The 22,305-nt window shown below is 57.2% G+C and carries 21 protein-coding genes; 1 reads left to right on the top strand and 20 read right to left on the bottom strand.

Annotated elements, in window-relative coordinates:
* Positions 1 to 162: 162 nt before the first annotated feature.
* Positions 163 to 1,164: a glycosyltransferase gene (locus FHW16_RS19090; RefSeq protein WP_182550881.1), complete on the top strand. Its 1,002-nt coding sequence runs from the start codon at positions 163 to 165 to the stop codon at positions 1,162 to 1,164.
* Positions 1,165 to 1,400: 236 nt separating this feature from the next.
* Here FHW16_RS19090 and FHW16_RS19085 read toward each other — a convergent pair whose 3' ends face one another.
* The 20 genes from FHW16_RS19085 to FHW16_RS18990 form a co-directional block, all read right to left on the bottom strand.
* Entirely contained in the window at positions 1,401 to 1,670 is a 270-nt protein-coding gene (locus FHW16_RS19085) for a DUF1467 family protein (protein WP_182550880.1), read from the bottom strand.
* A gap of 1 nt (position 1,671) precedes the next feature.
* Positions 1,672 to 2,076 carry a methylmalonyl-CoA epimerase gene (mce, locus tag FHW16_RS19080; protein WP_182550879.1) on the bottom strand — a complete coding sequence of 135 codons (405 nt, stop codon included), beginning with the start codon at positions 2,074 to 2,076 and terminating at the stop codon, positions 1,672 to 1,674.
* A gap of 8 nt (positions 2,077 to 2,084) precedes the next feature.
* Complete coding sequence (locus FHW16_RS19075; RefSeq protein ID WP_182550878.1) at positions 2,085 to 3,758, bottom strand: ribonuclease J; 1,674 nt, start codon at positions 3,756 to 3,758, stop codon at positions 2,085 to 2,087.
* A gap of 19 nt (positions 3,759 to 3,777) precedes the next feature.
* Positions 3,778 to 4,608, bottom strand: coding sequence for a biotin--[acetyl-CoA-carboxylase] ligase (locus FHW16_RS19070; protein ID WP_182550877.1), 831 nt, complete (start codon positions 4,606 to 4,608; stop codon positions 3,778 to 3,780).
* Between the two features lie 18 nt (positions 4,609 to 4,626).
* Entirely contained in the window at positions 4,627 to 6,063 is a 1,437-nt protein-coding gene (gene nuoN, locus FHW16_RS19065) for an NADH-quinone oxidoreductase subunit NuoN (RefSeq protein WP_182550876.1), read from the bottom strand.
* A 19-nt stretch (positions 6,064 to 6,082) separates the two neighbouring features.
* Positions 6,083 to 7,588, bottom strand: a complete 1,506-nt coding sequence (locus FHW16_RS19060; protein ID WP_182550875.1) for an NADH-quinone oxidoreductase subunit M — start codon at positions 7,586 to 7,588, stop codon at positions 6,083 to 6,085.
* On the bottom strand, positions 7,588 to 9,576 hold the full coding sequence (gene nuoL, locus FHW16_RS19055) for an NADH-quinone oxidoreductase subunit L (RefSeq protein WP_182550874.1): 1,989 nt from the start codon (positions 9,574 to 9,576) through the stop codon (positions 7,588 to 7,590). The genes FHW16_RS19060 and nuoL overlap by 1 nt, the downstream gene beginning before the upstream one ends.
* 7 nt (positions 9,577 to 9,583) lie before the next feature.
* A complete protein-coding gene (nuoK, locus tag FHW16_RS19050; protein ID WP_091883761.1) occupies positions 9,584 to 9,892 on the bottom strand; it encodes an NADH-quinone oxidoreductase subunit NuoK in 309 nt (102 codons plus the stop codon).
* Between the two features lie 2 nt (positions 9,893 to 9,894).
* The gene (locus FHW16_RS19045; protein WP_182550873.1) at positions 9,895 to 10,515 is read right to left on the bottom strand and encodes an NADH-quinone oxidoreductase subunit J; all 621 of its coding nucleotides are present in this window, start codon (positions 10,513 to 10,515) and stop codon (positions 9,895 to 9,897) included.
* 169 nt (positions 10,516 to 10,684) lie between these two features.
* Complete coding sequence (gene nuoI, locus FHW16_RS19040) at positions 10,685 to 11,176, bottom strand: NADH-quinone oxidoreductase subunit NuoI (RefSeq protein WP_091883764.1); 492 nt, start codon at positions 11,174 to 11,176, stop codon at positions 10,685 to 10,687.
* Positions 11,177 to 11,187: 11 nt separating this feature from the next.
* Complete coding sequence (nuoH, locus tag FHW16_RS19035) at positions 11,188 to 12,234, bottom strand: NADH-quinone oxidoreductase subunit NuoH (RefSeq protein WP_182550872.1); 1,047 nt, start codon at positions 12,232 to 12,234, stop codon at positions 11,188 to 11,190.
* 17 nt (positions 12,235 to 12,251) lie between these two features.
* Positions 12,252 to 14,333 (bottom strand): NADH-quinone oxidoreductase subunit NuoG, encoded by a 2,082-nt coding sequence (gene nuoG / locus FHW16_RS19030; protein ID WP_182550871.1) that lies wholly within the window; start codon positions 14,331 to 14,333, stop codon positions 12,252 to 12,254.
* A 103-nt stretch (positions 14,334 to 14,436) separates the two neighbouring features.
* Complete coding sequence (locus FHW16_RS19025; protein ID WP_182550870.1) at positions 14,437 to 15,030, bottom strand: NADH-ubiquinone dehydrogenase; 594 nt, start codon at positions 15,028 to 15,030, stop codon at positions 14,437 to 14,439.
* A gap of 12 nt (positions 15,031 to 15,042) precedes the next feature.
* Positions 15,043 to 16,347 carry an NADH-quinone oxidoreductase subunit NuoF gene (nuoF, locus tag FHW16_RS19020; protein WP_182550869.1) on the bottom strand — a complete coding sequence of 435 codons (1,305 nt, stop codon included), beginning with the start codon at positions 16,345 to 16,347 and terminating at the stop codon, positions 15,043 to 15,045.
* Positions 16,348 to 16,413: 66 nt separating this feature from the next.
* Positions 16,414 to 17,598: an NADH-quinone oxidoreductase subunit E gene (locus FHW16_RS19015; RefSeq protein ID WP_182550868.1), complete on the bottom strand. Its 1,185-nt coding sequence runs from the start codon at positions 17,596 to 17,598 to the stop codon at positions 16,414 to 16,416.
* Positions 17,598 to 18,788 carry an NADH-quinone oxidoreductase subunit D gene (locus FHW16_RS19010; protein ID WP_091883774.1) on the bottom strand — a complete coding sequence of 397 codons (1,191 nt, stop codon included), beginning with the start codon at positions 18,786 to 18,788 and terminating at the stop codon, positions 17,598 to 17,600. Before FHW16_RS19010 ends, FHW16_RS19015 begins: the two co-directional genes overlap by 1 nt.
* A gap of 42 nt (positions 18,789 to 18,830) precedes the next feature.
* Entirely contained in the window at positions 18,831 to 19,439 is a 609-nt protein-coding gene (locus FHW16_RS19005; protein WP_182550867.1) for an NADH-quinone oxidoreductase subunit C, read from the bottom strand.
* A gap of 9 nt (positions 19,440 to 19,448) precedes the next feature.
* On the bottom strand, positions 19,449 to 20,030 hold the full coding sequence (locus tag FHW16_RS19000; protein ID WP_182550866.1) for a NuoB/complex I 20 kDa subunit family protein: 582 nt from the start codon (positions 20,028 to 20,030) through the stop codon (positions 19,449 to 19,451).
* Complete coding sequence (locus FHW16_RS18995) at positions 20,021 to 20,386, bottom strand: NADH-quinone oxidoreductase subunit A (protein ID WP_182550865.1); 366 nt, start codon at positions 20,384 to 20,386, stop codon at positions 20,021 to 20,023. Before FHW16_RS18995 ends, FHW16_RS19000 begins: the two co-directional genes overlap by 10 nt.
* 441 nt (positions 20,387 to 20,827) lie before the next feature.
* On the bottom strand, positions 20,828 to 22,039 hold the full coding sequence (locus FHW16_RS18990) for an MFS transporter (RefSeq protein ID WP_182550864.1): 1,212 nt from the start codon (positions 22,037 to 22,039) through the stop codon (positions 20,828 to 20,830).
* Between the last annotated feature and the right edge of the window lie 266 nt (positions 22,040 to 22,305).

The raw sequence follows: 22,305 nt of genomic DNA, 5'->3' as shown, positions 1-22,305 counted from the left end.
CGGGTCCCCATCTTGATTCGCAGCATTTCATCATTATGAAGCGGCACACGACTGGTGCCGTAATGTTCAGCTCAGGTTCGTCTGCTAAATCGTCGCTGCAGGATCAGTGCGCCATTCGTGGGGATTGGCGCGTCTGCGACATTCACTGTTCGGGGACGAACCATGGCAGAAGACAGACACGGCGCGGTCACGCCCCGCAAGCGCAGCATATGCGTCAGCACGATCACGCGTAATCGCCCGCGCATGCTGCAGAACCTCCTGACCTCCTATGCAGCAATGCGCGTTCCAGAAGGGGTGGACCTGCATTTTCTCATCGTTGAAAACAACGGGGAAGCCACACTTCAGGCCATTGTCGAGCATTTTCGTTCGGCCGTGCCGGATCGATCCGTTCAGTATGAGGTCGAACCGCGGTTGGGCATTGCGTCCGCCCGCAATCGCGCACTGGAATGTGCACTGGTCGGCAATCACGACGTGATGACCTTCGCCGATGACGATGAGCAGGTTGAACCGGGCTGGCTGATTGAGTTGCTCGCCGAACGGGACAGATCCGATCTGGATATCGTCGGCTCGCCGGTGCGTTGTGCACCTATTGCTCCCGATTCCTCTTTTTCGGCAAAACTGGTCTGGGCGGGCCTTGACCGGCGCAACCAGCACAGCGAGCGGAAGGCCCTTTGGCGCCGTGGAAGAAACGAAGCGCATAAAATACTGCTGGCAACAGGAAGCTGGATGGGCAACCTCGACTTCTTCCGGCGTACCGGCCTGCGCTTTGACAACACACTTGGTCTGGCTGGCGGCGAGGATTGGCGCCTGTACAGGGAGGCGCTGAAGCGTGGTGCAAGAACCGGCTGGACGCCGCATGCCATCGCCTACGAGACCGTGCCCATGGACCGCCTGACGCTGCATTATCATTTCTGCCGGAATCGGGACAACAGCGCGGTTGAGACCTGCGCCAAACTCGCCCATCGCCGGGCGGCGACGGTGTTGCGCATTCCCGGCTCACTTGCCGGGAGAATTTTCAAGCTTTGCAGCTATGCCATCACCGCGCCGTTCATCCCGAGTGAAGCGCTTATCCGTCTCGCATCCTGCATGGGCAGTATTGCCGGCATCTGCCAGGGATGTCTTGGCAAGACATCATCGCATTACCGGCATACGACGGGATCTTGAAGGTTGAACGGTGAATGCTGGAGAAGTTTCCCGTTGGCATCAGCATGGTGCGTGGTTCGACAAGCTCACCATGAGGGAGAGTGGTGGCTCTCCATGAGGAACTTGGGCGGCTGCATGCAATCGGATGCATTGCAGAATATAGCACCCTGCAATCCTCACTCTCCCTCGTGGTGAGCTTGTCGAACCACGCACCAAGCGGAATGCCTATACGAGCAAAAGTCGATTTTGGGCACAATTTAATCGAGTTTCGGAAAGAAAACCGGAATGTCATCGACACCAAAACCGAGTTTCTGGTTCACGATGTAGAAGATCGCAAAGATAACGGCTGAGATAAGCGTGGTGATTACAAACACCCGCCCCATGCGATGTTTATGCGGGGCGCTGGCTGTGGTGCCAAGCGTAACGTCGTCTTCATCAGCCTGGGTGCGCAGACCAATCGGAAGAACGGTGAACAGGGTCAGCCACCAGAAGATGAAATAGATCGCCATTCCAGTCGCGATAGGCATGTCAGACTTGCTCCAGTTCGATCAGCGTCCCGTTGAAATCTTTCGGGTGAAGAAAGAGAACCGGTTTGCCGTGGGCGCCAATTTTGGGTTCGCCATCACCCAGAATACGGGCACCCTGCTGTTTTAGCTGATTTCGCGCCGCAAGAATATCGTTCACTTCGTAGCAGACGTGATGCATGCCGCCAGACGGGTTTTTCGCAAGAAAAGCCGCGATCGGCGAATCCGCATTCAAAGGCTCGAGAAGCTCGATCTTGGTGTTCCCGACGTCGATGAAAACAACCGTCACTCCATGCTCCGGCAGAACCTGCGGCTCCGTGAGTTTGGCACCGAGCGTATCGCGATAGACCGCAGACGCTGCGGCGAGATCCGGTACAGCGATAGCGACATGGTTCAGGCGGCCAAGCATCGCTTACCTCACGTACGGGTTACGAACACGGTGACGATCGGCTTCTTACCCCACACCTCGTTTGAGGCAGCACGGACGGCGCGGCGAACCGCCTCGCGGACCATCGCCAGATCCTTGCGCTTTTCGCGTGGAATGCTCTGCACCGCACCAACGGCCGCATCGTACAGCAGATCTTCAATCAGTTCGCCCTCGCGATCGTTCTCCGGCAGACCGACTGGCACCACTTCGGGGTCTTCAACGATATTGAACTTGGCGTCCAGCAGCATCGACACGGCGACATGGCCAACGTAGGACAATTTGCGGCGGTCAACGATGCCGATTTCTTCCTCGTCGCCAATCAGCTTGCCATCCTTGATCAAACGACCAAAGGGGGCCTGATCGATGATTTCCGCCCTGCCCGGTGCCAGCCGCAATATATCGCCATTGCGCACCTGCGGCACCTCGGGAATTCCCGCCATAGCGGCAAGTGAACCCTGTGCCACGAGATGGGCGGCCTCGCCGTGAACAGGCACGAGAATGCGCGGGCGCACCCATTCATACATGCGCTTCAGCTCGTTGCGGCGGGGATGGCCCGAGACGTGCACCAGCTGATCATCATCGGAGATGATATGAATGCCCTGCTCGATCAGGAGATTTTTCGTCTCGATGATGGGCTTTTCGTTGCCGGGGATCGTGCGCGAGGAATAAATGACCGTGTCGCCTGCCGACAGCGCCACATTGCGCATCTCATCGCGGGCAAGTTTGGCAAGCGCGGCGCGGGACTCGCCCTGGCTGCCGGTGAGGATAATGACGATGTTCTCACGGGGAATGAACCCGTAGTCCTCTTCCGACAGGAATTCCGGAATACCGTCGAGATAACCCAGTTCGCTGGCCACATCGATCATGCGCTTCATCGACCGGCCGAGCACCAGAACCTGACGCCCGGCATCGCGTGCGGCAATCGCAATGGAACGGATACGCCCGACATTGGACGAGAACGTCGTGATCGCCACGCGGCCACGGGCATTCTCGATGATATCCCGCAGGCTGTCTCCGACTTCGCGTTCAGAGGGCGATTCACCTTCGCGCAGCGCGTTGGTGGAATCGCACATCATGGCCAGAACGCCTTCATCGCCGAGTGCACGGAAACGTGCTTCGTCGATCAACGGTCCCAATGATGGTTCAGGGTCCATCTTCCAGTCACCCGTGTGAATCACGGTGCCCAGCGGCGTCTTTATCGCCAATGAGACCGGTTCAGGGATCGAATGGGTGACCGCGAGCGCTTCGAACTCGAAGGGGCCAACGTTGAATTTCTCTCCGGCGCGATAAATCGTGACCGGAATATCCGGCGCCCCCGGTTCCGACTGGCGTTTTGCGTCGAGCAATCCGGCGGTGAACGGCGTTGCGTAGACAGGCACATTCAGCATCGGCCACAGGTCGAGCAGCGCGCCGTAATGGTCTTCGTGGGCATGTGTGATCACAATGCCTTTGAGATTATGCCGTTCAGCCTGCAGAAAACGGATATCGGGAAGCACAAGATCAGCGCCTGGAAGATCCGGTCCGGCAAAGGTGACGCCCATATCGACGACGACCCATTCGCGTTTGTGCCCGGGGCCATAGCCATACAAGGCCAGATTCATCCCGATTTCACCAACACCGCCTAAAGGCAGGAACACAAGCTCCGCCTGATCGGAATTTGCCATTTATACTCCTTACAACCGGCTATCCGGCACTTGCCGATGCAACTGCTCCGAAATGAACATCGCCGGCAGCAATCTTCACCCGTTCTCCATCATTATCGCGTATGACGAAACGGCAGTCTTCGTCAATTGTTTCGAATATACCACGCAACACTGCGCCGTCGACACGTACGGCAACTTCGCTGCCAATTCCTGCCGCCCGCTTGAGCCAGCGCTTGCGAATATCCGCAAGACCCCGCCCCTCGTTCCAGATTCGGCTGTTTTCTTCCCACGCATCGGACAGAGCCAGAAACAATGTCTCCGCGTCGCAGGTAGCGCCCAGCTTAGCCAGCGACGTTGCGGGATACGGCACATCCTCGGGGTAAGCAACCACGTTGACGCCAATGCCAATCACGATGGCAAAGCGACCATCGGGTAATTGGGTCGATTCAAGCAGAATACCGGAGAGTTTTGCACCATTGGCCAGAACATCGTTCGGCCATTTCAACTCGATCTGCATGGGCTCTTTACGGGAGCCTGCACCATCCACGCCGACGGCAATATTGGCCTGCGGGCAAACCGCGTCAAGCGCGTCCGCAAGGGAAAGCCCGGCGACGAAGCCAAGCGTTGCCGCCGTCTTCAGTTCGAAACTGCCGACAACGAGCAATGACGCCGCAAGGTTACCGTGGGACGTAGCCCAGGCACGGCCGCGACGGCCGCGCCCGCTTTCCTGCTTCTTGGAAACAATCCACAGCCGACCGGGATCGCCCGACTGGGCACGCTCCAGAGCAATGGCATTGGTCGAGCCGACCGTGTCAAAAGCCTCAAGCCTGAAACCGTTTTGCTGCGCCAGTGGCGAGAGCGAGAATCCCATTGATCAGGGTTCCCGGCCTCAGAAGAACGTCTTGGCGGCAGCTTCCGCATAGGTGCTGACTGGTCCGCCGATAAGGACATAGAGCAGTGTCAGCAGACCTGAAACACCAAGCACGAGACGCAGTTCACCGGCAACCGGCACGAATTCGCCGACCGGTTCATCGAACCACATGATCTTGATGATGCGCAGATAATAGAACGCGCCCACAACCGAAGCGACGATGCCGATGATAGCAAGCGCATAAAGATTGGCCTGCATCGCCGCAAGGAACGTGTACCACTTGCCCCAGAACCCGGCGAGCGGCGGAATGCCGGCCAGCGAGAACATCAGGATGGTGAAGATCGTCGCCATGATCGGATTGGTCCGGGACAGTCCTGCCAGATCCTCGATCAGTTCAACGTTGCCGTGTTTGCGGCGCATGGCCAGAATGAAGGCAAACACACCCAGTGTCGTGATCAGATAGATCAGCATGTAAATCGCGACGCCGCGCACACCGACCTGCGTACCCGCAGCCAGGCCAACAAGCGCATAGCCCATGTGGCTGATCGAGGAATAGGCCATCAGGCGCTTGATGTTGCGCTGGCCGATGGCAGCGAATGCCCCCAGAACCATCGACGCTATGGCGATGAAAACGATGATCTGCTGCCAGTCATGAGTGATCGGCTGGAATGTTTCGACGGCAACGCGGGTCAGCAACGCCATGGCTGCCATCTTTGGCGCAGTCGCAAAGAAGGCTGTAACCGGGGTTGGTGCCCCTTCGTAAACGTCAGGCGTCCACATGTGGAACGGCACGGCGGAAATCTTGAAAGCAAGGCCGGCAAAGATGAACACGAGACCAAACACAACACCGAGCTGACGCTCACCGCCCGCCAGCGCCTGTGCGATACCTTCAAAGCCGGTGTGGCCAGTAAAGCCGTAAACAAGCGAAATACCGTAGAGCAGCATGCCTGATGACAGCGCGCCGAGCACGAAATACTTCAGGCCAGCTTCTGTCGAACGTGCACTGTCGCGGTTGATTGCAGCGATAACGTAAAGCGCCAGGGACTGCAGCTCGAGGCCGAGATAGAGCGACAGCGTATCGTTGGCCGAGATCATCAGCAGCATGCCAAGCGTCGACAGCAGGATGAGGATCGGAAATTCGAACTTGTCGAATTTTTCTGCCTTGGCAAAGCCCACCGACATAACAAGCGTCACAATGGAACCGACCAGTGTCAGCACTTTCATGAAGCGCGAGAACGGATCCGAGACAAAGGCGCGGCCGAAGACATGGCCATCATGCGGGAACAGGACAACGAGCGCCAATGCTGCAAGCAGCACGGCAACCGCCAGCCCGTTGACCACGGAATTCGCCCGTTCACCGGAGAAGGCCCCGATCATCAGTAGAGCCAAAGCTCCCACTGCGATGAGCAGTTCAGGAGCCATAAGCGTCAAGTTGGCAATCATGTCGGTCTGCATCGGCCTTGGCCTCTTCCTGCTATTTCAGCGCCAGCGTGGCGGCTGCGGACAGCGCGTTATTGTATTGATTGATAAGGGCGTGAACCGAGCTCGCCGTCGCATCGAAAACGGGCATCGGATAAACACCGTAGAAAATCGTAAGGATCACCAAGGGGTAGACGACCAGCTTTTCGCGCGGCGACATATCCAGAAGTGACTTCAGGCTTTCCTTGTCCAGTGAACCGAACACGACGCGGCGATAGAGCCACAGCGCATAGGCGGCCGAGAAAATCACGCCTGTTGTTGCAAACAGCGCAACCCAGGTGTTGACCCGGAAGACACCGAGCAAGGTCAGGAATTCACCGATGAAGCCCGATGTGCCCGGCAGGCCGACATTGGCCATCGTCAGGATCAGAAACACCACCGCATATTTCGGCATATTGTTCACAAGGCCGCCATAGGCAGAGATTTCACGGGTATGAGTCCGGTCATAGACAACGCCAACGCAAAGGAACAGTGCGGCTGAAACAAGACCGTGCGACAGCATCTGGAACAACGCGCCTTGAATACCCTGCTCGTTGGCCGCGAAAATACCCATGGTCACGTAGCCCATGTGGGCGACAGAGGAGTAAGCGATCAGCTTCTTGATGTCTTCCTGCATCAGCGCAACCAGCGACGTGTAGACGATGGCAACAACCGAAAGGGTGTAGATCAATGGCGCGAAGTCCGCTGACGCGACCGGGAACATCGGCAGCGAGAAGCGCAGGAAACCATAGCCGCCGAGCTTCAACAGAATGCCTGCCAGAATGGCCGACGCAGCCGTCGGTGCTTCCACGTGCGCATCCGGCAACCAGGTATGAACCGGCCACATCGGCATCTTCACGGCAAAGGACGCGAAGAATGCCAGCCACAACCATGTCTGCATGGAAACAGGGAAAGAATGCGCGAGCAATGTCGGAATGTCAGTCGTGCCAGCCTGCCAGTACATAGCCATGATGGCCAGCAGCATCAGTACGGAGCCGAGAAGCGTGTAGAGGAAGAACTTGAAGCTGGCATAAACGCGGCGCTTGCCACCCCAGACACCGATGATGATGAACATCGGCACCAGCACAGCTTCGAAGAATACGTAGAACAGCACGATATCCAGCGCGCAGAACACGCCGATCATCAGTGTTTCGAGCACAAGGAATGCAATCATGTATTCCTTGACGCGCGTCTGGATAGCTTCCCAGCTGGCCAGAATGCACAGCGGCATGAGGAATGTCGTCAGGATGACGAACAGCATCGAAATGCCGTCCACGCCCATATGATAGGAAATTCCGGAGTCGAGCCAGGCTAGTTTTTCCACGAACTGGAAACCGGCATGGCCCTTGTCGAAATAGTACCAGATCGGCAGGGAAAGCAGGAATGTGATGACTGTCGTCCACAGTGCCACGTTGCGGATATTCCGCCGCGCGGATTCACTGTCATCCCGGATCAGAAGGATCAGGAATGCACCGACCAATGGCAGGAAGGTAACAGTCGATAGAATTGGCCAGTCGGTCATCAGAAGTTGCTCCCGAGCATCATCCACGTGACGAGTGCGGCGACCCCAATGAGCATCGCGAACGCATAGTGATAGAGGTAACCGGTCTGCAGGCGCACCACGCGGCTGGTGATATCCACGACCCGCGCCGAAATACCATCCGGACCATGGCCGTCAATCAGCCAGCCATCGCCCTTCTTCCAAAGGAACTTGCCAAGAGCCTTGGCCGGACGCACGAACAGGAAGTCGTAGAGTTCGTCGAAGTACCACTTGTTGAGCAGGAACTGGTAGAGACCGCGATGCTGCTCGGCAAGCCGGACTGGTGTCTGCGGCGAGCGGATATAGAAGTACCAGGACAGGATGAAGCCTGCGAGCATCGCAATGAACGGCGAGGCAGCAACCAGAGCAGGCACATGGTGATGCAGCTCGAGGATCTCGTTTTCCTTGCCTGTAAACAGCGCGCCCTTCCAGAACTCGGCATATTCATGGCCGAAGAAATATTCGCGGAAGACGACACCGGCAAACAGTGCACCGATGGCCAGGATGAACAGTGGCACCAGCATGACATAAGGCGATTCATGCACATGATGCATGACGTCGTGCGACGCACGCGGCTTGCCATGGAACGTCATGAAAATCAGGCGCCATGAATAGAAACTGGTGAACAATGCTGCAATCACCAGCAGGATGAAGGCATAGCCGGCAGCCGGGCTTGTCGAAGCATAGGCCGACTCGATAATCGCATCCTTGGAGAAGAAGCCTGCGGTACCGATCGACGTACCGGGGATACCGAGGCCGGTCAGGGCGACCGTACCGATAACCATCATCCAGTAGGTTTGCGGGATCAGCTTGCGCAGACCACCCATGTGACGCATGTCCTGCTCGTCGGAAACGGCGTGAATGACCGAACCGGCACCAAGGAACAGCAGGGCCTTGAAGAAGGCGTGCGTGAACAGGTGGAAAATGGCGGCGCCATAGGCACCAAGACCAAGCGCCACGAACATGTAACCGAGCTGCGAGCAGGTCGAATAGGCGATGACGCGCTTGATGTCGTTCTGCACCAGACCGACGGTAGCCGCAAAGAAGGCAGTCGTTGCACCGACAATGGTAACCACGATCAGTGCCGTATGCGACAGTTCGAAGATTGGCGACAGGCGGGCAACCATGAACACGCCTGCGGTCACCATCGTTGCGGCATGGATCAGCGCGGATACAGGTGTCGGACCTTCCATGGCGTCAGGCAGCCAGGTGTGCAGCAGGAACTGCGCGGACTTGCCCATCGCACCCATGAACAGGAGCAGACAGGCAACCGTAATCGCTTCCTGCTTGCCAAGGGCATAGCCGAGGAAATTCAGGACGACCTTGCCATCCCCTGCTCCCTCTGCCGGAAGATACTGGGCAGCGGACTGGAACAGCGTATCGAACTGAACCGTATCAAACAGGACGAACAGCGAGAAAATACCAAGAAGAAAACCGAAATCGCCGACGCGGTTGACGATGAACGCCTTCATTGCAGCGGCATTGGCCGATGGCTTCTTGAACCAGAAACCGATGAGCAGGTAGGACGCGAGACCCACGCCTTCCCAGCCGAAGAACATTTGGACCAGATTGTCGCCGGTCACCAGCATCAACATGGCAAAGGTGAAAAGCGAGAGATAGGCGAAGAAGCGCGGCCGATGCGGATCGTGATGCATATAGCCGATCGAATAGGTATGGACGAGCGCCGACACCGTGTTGACGACGATCAGCATGACGGCGGTCAGCGTATCGATGCGCAGGGCCCAGTCGAAGCTCAGCGAGCCGGACTCAACCCAGTGCAGAACCGGAATCTTGAATGCTTCGCCATGACCAAGTGCGACGGTTGTGAACGCGACCCACGAGAGGACCGCAACCACGATCATCAGACCTGTTGTGACATACTCGCTCGCCTTCGCGCCGATGGACGAGCCGAACAGACCCGCGATCAGAAAGCCGAGCAGCGGAAGGAAGACAATCGCCAGATACAGCATGCCCCCGTCAACCTTTCATCATGTTGACGTCTTCCACGGCAATCGATCCACGATTGCGGTAGAACACGACGAGAATAGCCAGACCAATGGCAGCTTCAGCGGCAGCAACGGTCAGGACAAACAATGCAAACACCTGTCCAACCAGATCACCCAGAGCGGCCGAAAAGGCCACAAAGTTCAGGTTGACGGCGAGCAGGATCAATTCGACCGACATCAGGATGACGATCACGTTCTTACGATTGAGGAAGATACCGAAGATCCCCATCGTGAACAGCAGCGCGGAAACTGTCAGATAATGTGCGATACCGATTACCATCATCAAATCCCCTTGCCCGTTTCGACCTTTTTGATCTCGATAGCAGTCTCGGGCGTCCGTCCGACCTGCTGCGAAATGTTCTGGCGCTTGACACCTTCCTTGTGGCGCAGCGTCAGCACAATCGCGCCGATCATGGCGACCAGAAGCACGAGACCGGCAATCTGGAAGTAGTAGATGTAATCCGTGTAGAGAATATCGCCGAGCGCAGCAGTGTTGGTGCGCGTGGCGATGTCAGGCGTCGGCTGAACAACCACACGGCCAATGCTTGGTGCGAAGACCGAGCCACCAAGAACGATGATCAGCTCTGCCGCCAGGATGATGCCGACGAGCGCACCGATCGGCGCGTACTGCAGCGCGCCGCGCTTCAGTTCGGTGAAATCCACGTCCAGCATCATCACAACGAAGAGGAACAGAACCGCGACCGCGCCGACATAAACGACGAGAAGGATCATCGCCAGGAATTCAGCACCGGTCAGCAGGAAAAGTCCCGCCGCATTGAAGAAGGCGAGGATAAGAAACAGCACGGAGTGCACGGGATTACGCGCCGCAATCACCATGAACGCACTGGCGACGGTGATGAAGGCGAATAGGTAAAAAAACGCCGCCGCAATACCTGTCAGCATGGGTTCCCCCGATTTCCATTCCGGCAGACTGTTCTGCCATTTTAAAAGCGATTCACGGAGTTTCCGCGTATTCGCAGCCTCATAACGCATGTTCCGGGCGGGTAGAAGCACTCTGCCCTAAGACACATGCGCGCACTCGGACGGGACGACGCCCCATCCACTCAATTTCTTACCGGTACGGCGCATCCATTGCGATGTTCCGTGCCAGTTCGCGTTCCCACCGATCGCCGTTGGCGAGCAGCCGGTCCTTGTCATAGTAGAGCTCTTCACGGGTTTCCGTGGCGAACTCGAAATTCGGTCCTTCGACGATGGCGTCCACCGGACAGGCTTCCTGACAGAAACCGCAATAGATGCACTTCACCATGTCGATGTCATAACGCACCGTGCGGCGCGTTCCGTCATTGCGGCGCGGACCGGCTTCGATGGTAATGGCCTGTGCCGGACAGATCGCTTCGCAGAGCTTGCAGGCAATGCAGCGTTCTTCGCCGTTGGGATAACGGCGCAGCGCATGTTCACCGCGAAAACGCGGGCTCAGCGGTCCCTTTTCGTAGGGGTAGTTCAGCGTCGCCTTGGGCGCGAAGAACTGCCGCATCGACAGGAAGAAGGCGCCGACGAACTCCGCCAGCAGGAGCGATTTAGCAGCTTGTGCGAGTTGTGCCATGCTGATTCTCCTTACGGTGTCAGGCCAGTGATTTTAAGAAACGCCGCGGTGGCGATGACCATGAAGAGCGAGATCGGCAGGAATACTTTCCAACCCAGACGCATCAATTGATCGTAGCGGTAGCGCGGAACGAATGCCTTCACCATGGCGATCATGAAGAAGACGAAGAAGAGCTTGAGCATGAACCAGATGATGCCCGGTACCCAATTGAGGAACCACACATCAACCGGCGGTAGCCAGCCGCCGAGGAACAGGATCGTGGTGAGCGCGCACATCAGGGTGATGGCAACATACTCACCGAGGAAGAACAGCAGGAACGCGGTCGACGAATACTCGATCATGTGACCGGCAACGAGTTCCGATTCCGCTTCAACCAGATCGAAAGGCGGGCGGTTGGTTTCGGCCAGCGCGGAGATGAAGAAAATGACGAACATCGGGAACAGGCCGAGCCAATGCCAATCAAGGAATGTGTTAGGCAGGCCGACCATGGTACCGAGACCTGTTTTCTGCGACAGGACGATATCCGTGAGGTTCAGCGAACCGACGCAAAGCAGAACGGTGACGATGACAAAACCGATCGACACTTCGTAGGAAACCATCTGAGCAGCTGAACGAAGCGCGCCGAGGAACGGATATTTCGAGTTCGATGCCCAGCCGGCCATGATGACGCCGTAGACTTCCAGCGAAGAAATGGCGAGCACGTAGAGAATACCGACATTGACGTTGGCAATCGCCCAGCCCTCATTGACCGGAATAACCGCCCAGGCCGCCATTGCAAGCACCGAGGAAACCAGAGGTGCCAGAAGGAAGATGCCCTTGTTGGCACCGGACGGAATGATCGGTTCCTTGACCACGAACTTCAGAAGATCGGCGAAGGACTGCAACAGGCCGAACGGGCCCACCACGTTCGGACCACGGCGCAACTGAACAGCCGCCCAGATCTTGCGATCCGCGTAAAGCAGGTAAGCGATGATCAGCAGCATCACTACGAGCATCAGCACTGACTTTCCGAGGATAATCAGCAGCGGCACAATGTAGGTTGCGAAAATTTCTTCCATATCAGTCTCTTCCCCGCCTACTCGGCCGCCTGCTTGAAGCCGCCCTTGGCCAGCGCGGAACATTCAGCCATGACGGCTGAGGCGCGGGCGATCGGGTTGGTCAAGTAGAAGTCTTGCACCGGCGATACGAAGGCCGTCTTTTCAACGGTGCCTGACGCATTGGCCAGTTTCTTGATGTCGGCAGCATCACCCGCCTGGATGGCGTCGATGACGGCCAGGTGCGGGTATTCTGCATAAAGTTGTGCGCGCAGGGCAGCAAGCGAGTCGAATGGCAGCTTCTTGCCGAGCACATCGGAGAGTGCACGCAGGATCGCCCAATCTTCCTTGGCATTACCGGGTGCAAAGGCAGCACGGTTGGTCATCTGCACGCGGCCTTCCGTATTGACGAAGGTACCGGACTTTTCGGTATAGGTCGCACCCGGCAGGATCACGTCGGCATTGTGCGCGCCCTGATCGCCATGAGTGCCAATATAGACCGTGAAAGCATTGCCCTTGTCAGACCAGTTCAACTCATCGGCACCGAGCAGGAACAGCACATCAACTGCGCCCTTCATGTCAGCAACCGACTTGCCACCTTCGCCCGGCACGAAACCGATATCGAGTGCGCCGACACGGCTTGCAGCCGTGTGGATGACGCCGAAACCGTTCCAGTCATCGGCAAGTGCACCGGTGTCCGCAGCAATCTTGGCAGCGAGACCGAGGATCGCATTGCCATCCGCACGGCTGAGAGCGCCCTGCCCGACGATGATGATCGGCTTCTTGGCCTTCTTCAGCACCGCGTGGAATTTCAGCGAACCATTGGCGAGTTCCGCCAGAGTGTCCGCACCGGCGCCGAGATATTCGTAGTTGAAGCGCAGGTCAGCCTGCTCGCCGATCAGTGCGATCGGAATTCCGGCAGCGCGCCAGCGCTTGCGCAGACGGGCATTGAGGAGCGATGCTTCAAAGCGTGGATTGGAACCAATGATCAGAACGGCATCCGCGTCTTCGATACCGTCAATGCTTGGATTGAAGATATAGGAAGCGCGGCCATTGGCCGTGTTCAGGACCGTTCCGTCCTGACGTCCGTCAATATTGGCAGAGCCGAGCGATGTGACGAGCTGCTTGAGCGCGTACATTTCCTCGACGGTGGCGAGATCGCCGGCAATCGCGCCGATCCTGTCACCTGTCGTCTTGGCAACGGCCGCCTTGATCGCTTCGAAAGCTTCCGGCCAGCTTGCTGGAACCAGACGGCCCCCCTTGCGCACATAGGGGCGGTCAAGGCGCTGCGTGCGCAGTCCATCCCAGATGAAGCGGGTCTTGTCGGAAATCCATTCCTCGTTCACCGCTTCGTTGACGCGCGGAAGAACGCGCATCACTTCACGGCCACGGGTATCAACGCGGATGGCGGATCCCACGGCATCCATCACGTCGATGGATTCCGTCTTGGTCAATTCCCAAGGACGGGCCTGGAAGGCATAGGGCTTGGATGTCAAGGCGCCGACCGGGCAAAGGTCAATCACATTGCCCTGCAGTTCCGATGTCATCGCCTGTTCAAGATAGGTCGTGATTTCGGCATCCTCGCCGCGGCCGATCAGGCCCAGCTCGGAAATACCGGCAACTTCCGTGGTGAAGCGGACGCAGCGTGTGCAGTGAATGCAGCGCGTCATGACCGTCTTGACGAGCGGTCCGATATACTTGTCTTCAACCGCGCGCTTGTTTTCCTTGTAGCGTGACGCACCGATACCAAAGACCATCGCCTGATCCTGCAGATCGCACTCACCGCCCTGATCGCAGATCGGGCAATCCAGCGGGTGGTTGATCAGCAGAAATTCCATCACGCCTTCGCGGGCCTTCTTGACCATGGGCGTGTTGGTGAAAATTTCAGGTGTTTCGCCATTCGGGCCCGGGCGCAGATCGCGCACGCCCATGGCGCAGGAAGCGGCAGGCTTTGGTGGCCCGCCCTTCACTTCAATCAAACACATGCGGCAATTGCCGGCGATCGACAAACGCTCATGGAAACAGAACCGCGGCACCTCGGCACCCGCCGTTTCTGCAGCCTGCAGAAGCGTGTAGTGATCCGGTACTTCGATTTCCCTACCGTCGACTTTGATCTTTGCCATCGTCTGTCCAACCTCGCGGAACATTCCGCATTTTCATTTGGCATTCCCGCGATACCGCTGAAATACCTTCAATTGTTCCATGCCGATCCAAGCCAGCATGGCTTTATACGGGCTTTCCCCCTGCCAAGGCAGCGGATTGTTTGCCCCACTCATCCCGTACGATACGACCGCCAAACTTCAGATGATCATCGACCCAGGCAATTTCCCGCGGTGACCATGCTGCAATCTGCGCATAGGTGTAGATACCAAGACCGTTCAAAACCTGTTCCAGCTTTGGACCTACGCCCGAAATCCGTTTCAGATCATCGGATAGGACGGGCCTTTCGATAGCAACGGGCTTTACCGGTTCCGTTGAAACCGCAGCTGGTTTGGCTTTTTTGACAGGAACCGTCTTTAGTGCAGTTTCTGCCGATTTCTCGCGTATGATTGTCTTCAATTCAGCAACATCTGGCATTTGCTTCGCCTCAGCCACCGGCGATATGTCCAGTGGCTTCAGCTTTGTGTTGGCATCAAGCACACCGGCGAATGCGCCGGCCCACAGACCCCACATCTGACTGGCAATGCCAAGACTCAAAACAGACGCCGCAGCCATCGCGCCCATGGGCGGCGTCAGCAGGTTGGCAGCCGGAACGATCTGCTTCGGCATCACTGCCGACCAGTCCGCACCCGGTTTTTTGTCTGTTTTGGTATCCGGCATGGCCCTTCAACCCTACTCTGCTGCAACAAGCACGGGGCTTGCCGAAGAAGCGTTGCGTGTAAACTCGTCGATGCGGCGCTCGATCTCCGGACGGAAATGCCGGATCAGACCCTGTACCGGCCATGCAGCGGCATCGCCGAGTGCGCAGATGGTGTGGCCTTCGATCTGCTTGGTCACGTCGAGCAGCATGTCGATTTCGCGCTTCTGCGCATTGCCGACTGCCATACGTTCCATGACGCGCCACATCCAGCCGGTGCCTTCACGGCAGGGCGTGCACTGGCCGCAGCTCTCGTGCTTGAAGAAGTAGGACAGGCGCGCAATGGCGCGAACAATATCCGTGGACTTGTCCATGACAATCGCCGCCGCCGTACCAAACGACGACTTGACGTTGCGCAGACCATCGAAATCCATCGGGCAATCGATGATATCAGCAGCCGGAACGACGGGGCAGGACGCGCCACCAGGAATAACGGCCAGAAGATTGTCCCAGCCGCCGCGAACACCGCCCGCATGCTTGTCGACCAGTTCACGGAACGTGATGCCCATGGCTTCCTCGACCGTGCATGGACGGTTGACGTGGCCGGAGATCATGAACAGCTTGGTGCCGACATTATTGGGACGACCGATACCGGAGAACCAGGCAGCGCCACGACGCAGGATCGTCGGAGCAACGGCAACCGATTCAACGTTGTTGACGGTTGTCGGGCAGCCATAGAGACCCATATTGGCCGGGAATGGAGGCTTCAGGCGCGGCTGGCCCTTTTTGCCTTCAAGGCTTTCCAGCAATGCGGTTTCTTCGCCGCAGATATACGCACCGGCGCCATGATGGACATAAATGTCGTAATCCCAGCCGTTCTTGTTGTTCTTGCCGAGCAGCTTGGCGTCGTAGCACTCGTCAATGGCCGCCTGCAGCGCTTCACGCTCGCGGATGTACTCGCCGCGGACATAGATGTAGCAGGTGTTGGCGCCCATGGCGAAACCGGCGATCAGGCAGCCCTCGATCAGCGTGTGCGGATCGTGACGCATGATGTCGCGGTCCTTGCAGGTGCCCGGCTCGGATTCATCCGCGTTGATGACGAGATAATGCGGGCGGCCATCGCTTTCCTTGGGCATGAAGGACCACTTCAGACCCGTCGGGAAGCCGGCGCCGCCACGGCCGCGCAGGCCGGAGGCTTTCATCTCGTTGATGATCCAGTCACGGCCCTTGGCAATGATCCCTGCGGTGCCATCCCAGCAGCCGCGTGACATCGCACCCTTCAACGATTTGTCGAAAAGGCCGTAAATATTGGTGAAGATGCGGTCTTTGTCAGCGAGCATTTCGCACCCGTCCTACTCTCTTCGTCCATTCTCCAGCGAAAACGCGTATCGTTTCCGCCAATGATCTTATCTCGGCTTCTTGCCGAAAACCTTGATGTACTCGGCTTCACCGCCCTTGGCCAAGGCCTTGGCTTGCTTCACCCAGTCGTCGCGTTCGATACGGCCCTTGAAGTTCAGGTAGCCGTCCACCCATTCGCGCTCAGCCTTTTTCCAGCTGGCAACCTGGGCAAATGTATAGATGCCAAGTTCGTGCAGGATGCCCGCAATCTTCGGGCTTACGCCGGAAATCAGTTCGAGATTATCCGTGACGGCTGGTTTTTCGATCGCTGCCGGACGGTTCTTGTCTTCCAGCGATACAGATTGAGCTGCCGGAGCCTTGATGGTCTGGACCGGCGGCTTTTCGCCCAGCGAGCCCTCAGCAATCGGCGGATTCTTGATGGTGCGGGCGGCAGCCGGCGTGGGTTCAGCGGGCTTCGATGCCGCATCTTCCACGACCTTTGATGCCTTGGCTTTCGATGGTGACCTGATTGCGTCGCTGGTTGTTACATCGTGCGTAACAGGCTTGGCGGCATTGGTCGGCGCAATGGCAGCACTTTCGCCTGCCGCACTTTTCGCTGCGCGTTTCGGCTTGGCTGCGCCATTGCCTTCGATGAGCGATGTCGCGCCGCCTTCAGGGGCAGAGAAATGGCGGTTGATCTGCGGTCCGGGCGTGATCGTGTCACCCTTGCCGGCTTCGAAGGCATCGATGATTTCTTCGAGACGTTCCGGCGTCAGATCCTCATAAGTGTCCTTGAACACCATGATCATCGGCGCGTTGACGCAGGCACCGAGGCACTCGACCTCTTCCCACGACAAAGTGCCCGACTCATTGGTGTGAAACGGATCATGATGGATACGGTGCTGGCAGACCTTCTTCAGGTCCTCGGCGCCACGCAGCATGCATGGTGTCGTGCCGCAAATCTGGATGTGGGCACGCGTCCCGACTGGCTGCAGCTGGAACTGCGTGTAAAATGTTGCCACTTCCAGCACGCGGATCAACGGCATATCGAGCATAATGGCAACATGCTCGATGGCAGCTCTGGTAACCCAGCCATCCTGTTCCTGCGCACGCATCAGCAGCGGAATAACAGCCGACTGTTCACGGCCCTTGGGATATTTCTTGATGGTCAGTTTGGCCCAGGCAGTGTTTTCGCGATTGAACGCAAACGCTGCTGGTTGGACGCTATCTTCTGCAAGACGACGGACGGACATTAGCGATCAACCTCACCAAATACGATATCGAGCGAGCCGAGGACAGCGGAGACGTCGGCCAGCATGTGACCACGGCACAGGAAATCCATGGCCTGGAGATGGGCAAAGCCCGGAGCGCGCAGCTTGACGCGGTACGGCTTGTTGGAGCCATCGGAAACAAGGAACACGCCGAATTCGCCCTTCGGCGCTTCGACAGCTGCGTAAACTTCACCGGCGGGCACATGATAGCCCTCGGTGTAGAGTTTGAAGTGGTGGATCAACGCTTCCATCGACCGCTTCATCTCGCCGCGCTTCGGCGGGACGATCTTGGCGGACATATTGGAAACCGGTCCTACCCGCTCCTTGCCGAGCAGGAGATCCACGCATTGGCGCATGATGCGGACCGACTGGCGCATTTCTTCCATGCGGATCAGATAACGATCGTAACAATCGCCGTTCTTGCCGATCGGAACATCAAACTCCATTTCGGAATAGCATTCATAGGGCTGCGACTTGCGCAAATCCCATGCAGCGCCCGATCCACGCACCATGACGCCGGAGAAACCCCACGCCCATGCGTCTTCCAGCGTTACGACGCCGATATCGACGTTACGCTGTTTGAAAATACGGTTCGGCGTTATCAGGTCGTCGAGATTCTTGACGGTTTGCAGGAAAGGATCGCACCATTTGCCGATATCCTCGACGAGTTTGTCGGGGAGATCCTGATGCACACCACCGGGACGGAAGTAAGCGGCGTGCATACGGGCACCGCAAGCGCGCTCGTAGAATACCATCAGCTTTTCGCGCTCTTCGAAGCCCCAGAGCGGCGGCGTCAGGGCACCAACGTCCATGGCCTGCGTCGTCACGTTGAGCAGATGCGACAGGATGCGGCCGATTTCCGAAAAAAGCACGCGGATCAGCTGGCCGCGCTTCGGTACTTCGATACCGAGCAGACGCTCGACAGCCAGCGCATAGGCATGTTCCTGATTCATCGGCGCCACGTAGTCGAGGCGGTCGAGATAGGGCACGGCCTGCAGATAGGTCTTGGCTTCCATCAGCTTCTCAGTGCCGCGATGCAGAAGACCGATATGCGGGTCAACGCGGGCAACCACCTCGCCATCCAATTCCAGCACAAGGCGCAAAACGCCGTGTGCCGCAGGATGTTGCGGACCGAAGTTAATGTTAAAGTTGCGGACGCTGTGTTCAGTCATTGTTCGCTTCCTGGCGTCTTACACGTCTGTATTCGCACGCACTCAATTCGCTTTGGCTTTCTCATCACCCGGCAGCACATAATCCGTGCCTTCCCATGGCGACTGGAAGTCGAAATTACGGAATTCCTGACGCAGTTCGACGGGCTCGTACACCACACGCTTGACCTCGTCATCATAACGGACCTCAACGAAGCCTGTCAGCGGGAAGTCCTTGCGCAGCGGATGGCCTTCAAAACCATAGTCGGTCAGGATGCGGCGCAAATCCGGGTGGCCCGAGAAGAGTACACCGTAGAGGTCATAGGTCTCGCGCTCGTACCAGTCGGCACCAGGGTAAACCGGAGTTGCCGACGGTACAGGCGTGTCCTCGTCCGTGGCAACCTTGACGCGGATGCGCAGGTTCTGGCGTGGGGACAGAAGATGATAGACCACGTCAAAGCGGTGCGTGCGTGATGGATAGTCCACGCCGCTGATATCGATCAGCGAGATAAACTGGCACTGCACATCGTCACGCAGAAAGGTCAGGACATCCAGCAGTTTCGTGGCATCGACTTCAACGCTCAGGTCGCCATAGGCCAGCGCCGCAGATTTCAGCGATGTGCCGAGCTTTTCCCTGACATAGCCGGAGAGTTCATTCAATGCTTCTTCAAACATCGCTCTCTCCTATCGCTCGATCGTGCCGGTGCGGCGGATTTTCTTCTGCAGCATCAGAACACCATAAAGCAGCGCTTCGGCCGTGGGCGGGCAGCCCGGCACGTAAATATCCACCGGCACAACCCGGTCACAGCCACGCACCACCGAATAGGAATAATGATAATAACCGCCGCCATTGGCACAGGAGCCCATGGAAATGACGTAGCGCGGCTCAGGCATCTGGTCGTAGACCTTGCGCAGCGCCGGAGCCATCTTGTTCGTCAGCGTACCGGCAACAATCATCACGTCCGACTGACGCGGTGATGCGCGCGGCGCAAAACCAAAACGTTCGCCATCATAACGCGGCATGGACGTATGCATCATTTCGACCGCGCAGCAGGCAAGGCCGAAGGTCATCCACATCAGCGAACCGGTGCGCGCCCAGGTAACCAGCGCATCAGCGGATGTGACGAGAAATCCCTTATCAGCAAGTTCATTGTTGATCTCGCCGAAAAACGCATCATTGGAACCGATAGGCTTGCCCGTGCTGGGATCAAGAATGCCCTTGGGTTTCGGTGCAACGAGGGTGGTGTTGCTGTCGGTCAATCCCATTCCAGCGCTCCCTTTCTCCACTCATAAATAAAGCCGATTGTCAGAACGCCGAGGAAAATCATCATCGACCAGAAACCGAACCAGCCGATCTTGCTGAAGGCCACGGCCCACGGAAAGAGAAAGGCTACTTCCAGATCGAAGATGATGAACAGAATCGAGACAAGATAGAAGCGGACATCAAATTTCATACGGGCATCATCGAATGCGTTGAAACCGCACTCATAGGCCGACAATTTTTCCGGGTCTGGCGACTTGTATGCGACCAGGAAAGGCGCAACCAACAGTGCCAAACCGATTACCAGCGCTACCCCGATGAAGATAACGATGGGCAGGTAGGAACTTAAAAGCTCGTTCATGATCCGACTTTTTCCGCCTTGTGAACTCAGGCTGACAAGAATGCCATGTTATGCACATGACTGCCACCAATACGCGACAGACCGCACCAGCATTGACACCGGTACGATGCGGCGAGGGTTAGCGCGTTAGCGTCATGCGCGCAAGTGCAACAATCGTCCCTCCGGTTCCACTTATGTACTGTCATTTATTGACGCCAATTGCCAAAAAGCCACAAAAATCGAGGTTATGAGCTGATTTCATCAACAAAACATGCCTGAATCGCTTTTTAGAATGATATTAATGTGACTTGCCGCGCTGTTCGTTCGCGACGTGGATTTCAGAACTGCGACATTCGGTCCTATAACCGATTTAGAGCAAACCACAGATATGCCGCGCGCGTCAAAACAGCACCTGTGCCAGAGCACAAATGCTGCTTTTTTGACTCAAGATTAACGAGCCGCCTAGATGCCAGCGAGAGGCTCCAGACTGAGGCGTTCGCCCTCGTTGGAATTAAACTGCCTGCGCTGTGCCCTGCGGTCGAGCAACAACGACCAGACAGCCACACCGAGCCCAAGCAAAGCCAATACCGCACCCACGAAGGGAAGATTCTGATAGGACACACCCCATGTGAGCGCCGCACCGCCAACCCATGCGCCCGCGGCGTTACCCGCATTGAACGCGCCCTGGTTGAGCGTGGCGGCCAGATTCGGCGCCTCGCTGGCTGTCTCGACGACTCGCATCTGCAATGGCGGTACAATGACGAAGGTCAGGACACCCCAGAGGAACACCACGGCAATCGCTGCCACCGCCGTACCACTGACTTCGGCAAGCAGGGCATGAGTGAAGACCACAGTGACCAATGTGCCGATAACGGTGGGCATTAGCTTCCAGTCGGCAAGTTTGCCGCCAATGACATTGCCGATCGTCATACCCGCACCAAACAGCAGGAGAACCCACGTGACCGACGAAGTGGACAGACCGGAGACATCGGTAAGAATCGGCTTGATATAGGTAAAGACGGCAAAGAGGCTGCCGGACGCAAGCGCCGAGATCAGCATCGCAAGCCAGACCTGCAATTTACCGAGAACCTTGATCTCGCTGAGAATGCCACCACCCTTCTCTTCTTCCTTGGCGGCAGGGACAAGCAGTGCAATGGCAATGACTGCAGCCACGCCGATGGCAACGACGGCATAGAAAGTCGAGCGCCAGCCGTAGATCTCACCCAGAGCAGTTCCCGCCGGCACGCCGAGAATGTTGGCGAGCGTCAGTCCTGCAAACATCAGCGCAATGGCGCTGGCGCGCTTGTGGCGCGGCACGAGGCTGGCAGCGACCACAGAGCCGATACCGAAGAAAGCGCCGTGGCCGAAAGCCGTAACCACGCGGGCGATCATCAGCATCCAGTAATTGGGAGCGATAGCGCAGAACAGATTACCGATGACGAACAGCATCGCGAGGCCAATGAGAACCGGCTTGCGCGGCAGCGACGCTGTCGCAATGGCAATGATGGGTGCGCCGATAACAACACCCAGTGCATAGCCAGTCACCAGCAGGCCTGCATGGGGAATACTGACCTGTAGATCGGCCGCGACCTCGGGCAAAAGCCCCATGATCACGAATTCAGTTGTGCCAATGCAAAAGGAAGCAATGGCAAGGGCGAGAATCGGCAAGGGCATGGACGGCTACCATCAGTGCTGGAGTAAAGAATGATGCTGCCTAGTCCGGAAAGGTTTCACAAATGATTTTTGTGCAACGCAGCAATGCATTTATGCGGGAGCCTTAAGGCAACGACCTTTGGCTCTTTTCAGATGTTACTTTAACCGCAAGTGTTTTTGCAGGAAAAAAGAGCTTAGAGCGTCGCGCCGTTAATGTGGTGCATATCCTGCAGCCTTGAAGTAATTCCAGCATTCTTCGGGTTTGTAGAGATTGCAGATGTCGCCGA

It is taken from the genome of Phyllobacterium myrsinacearum (genome assembly GCF_014138285.1).
Taxonomy (GTDB): Bacteria; Pseudomonadota; Alphaproteobacteria; order Rhizobiales; family Rhizobiaceae; genus Phyllobacterium; species Phyllobacterium myrsinacearum_A.
This window is presented reverse-complemented; position numbering and strand designations above follow the sequence as displayed.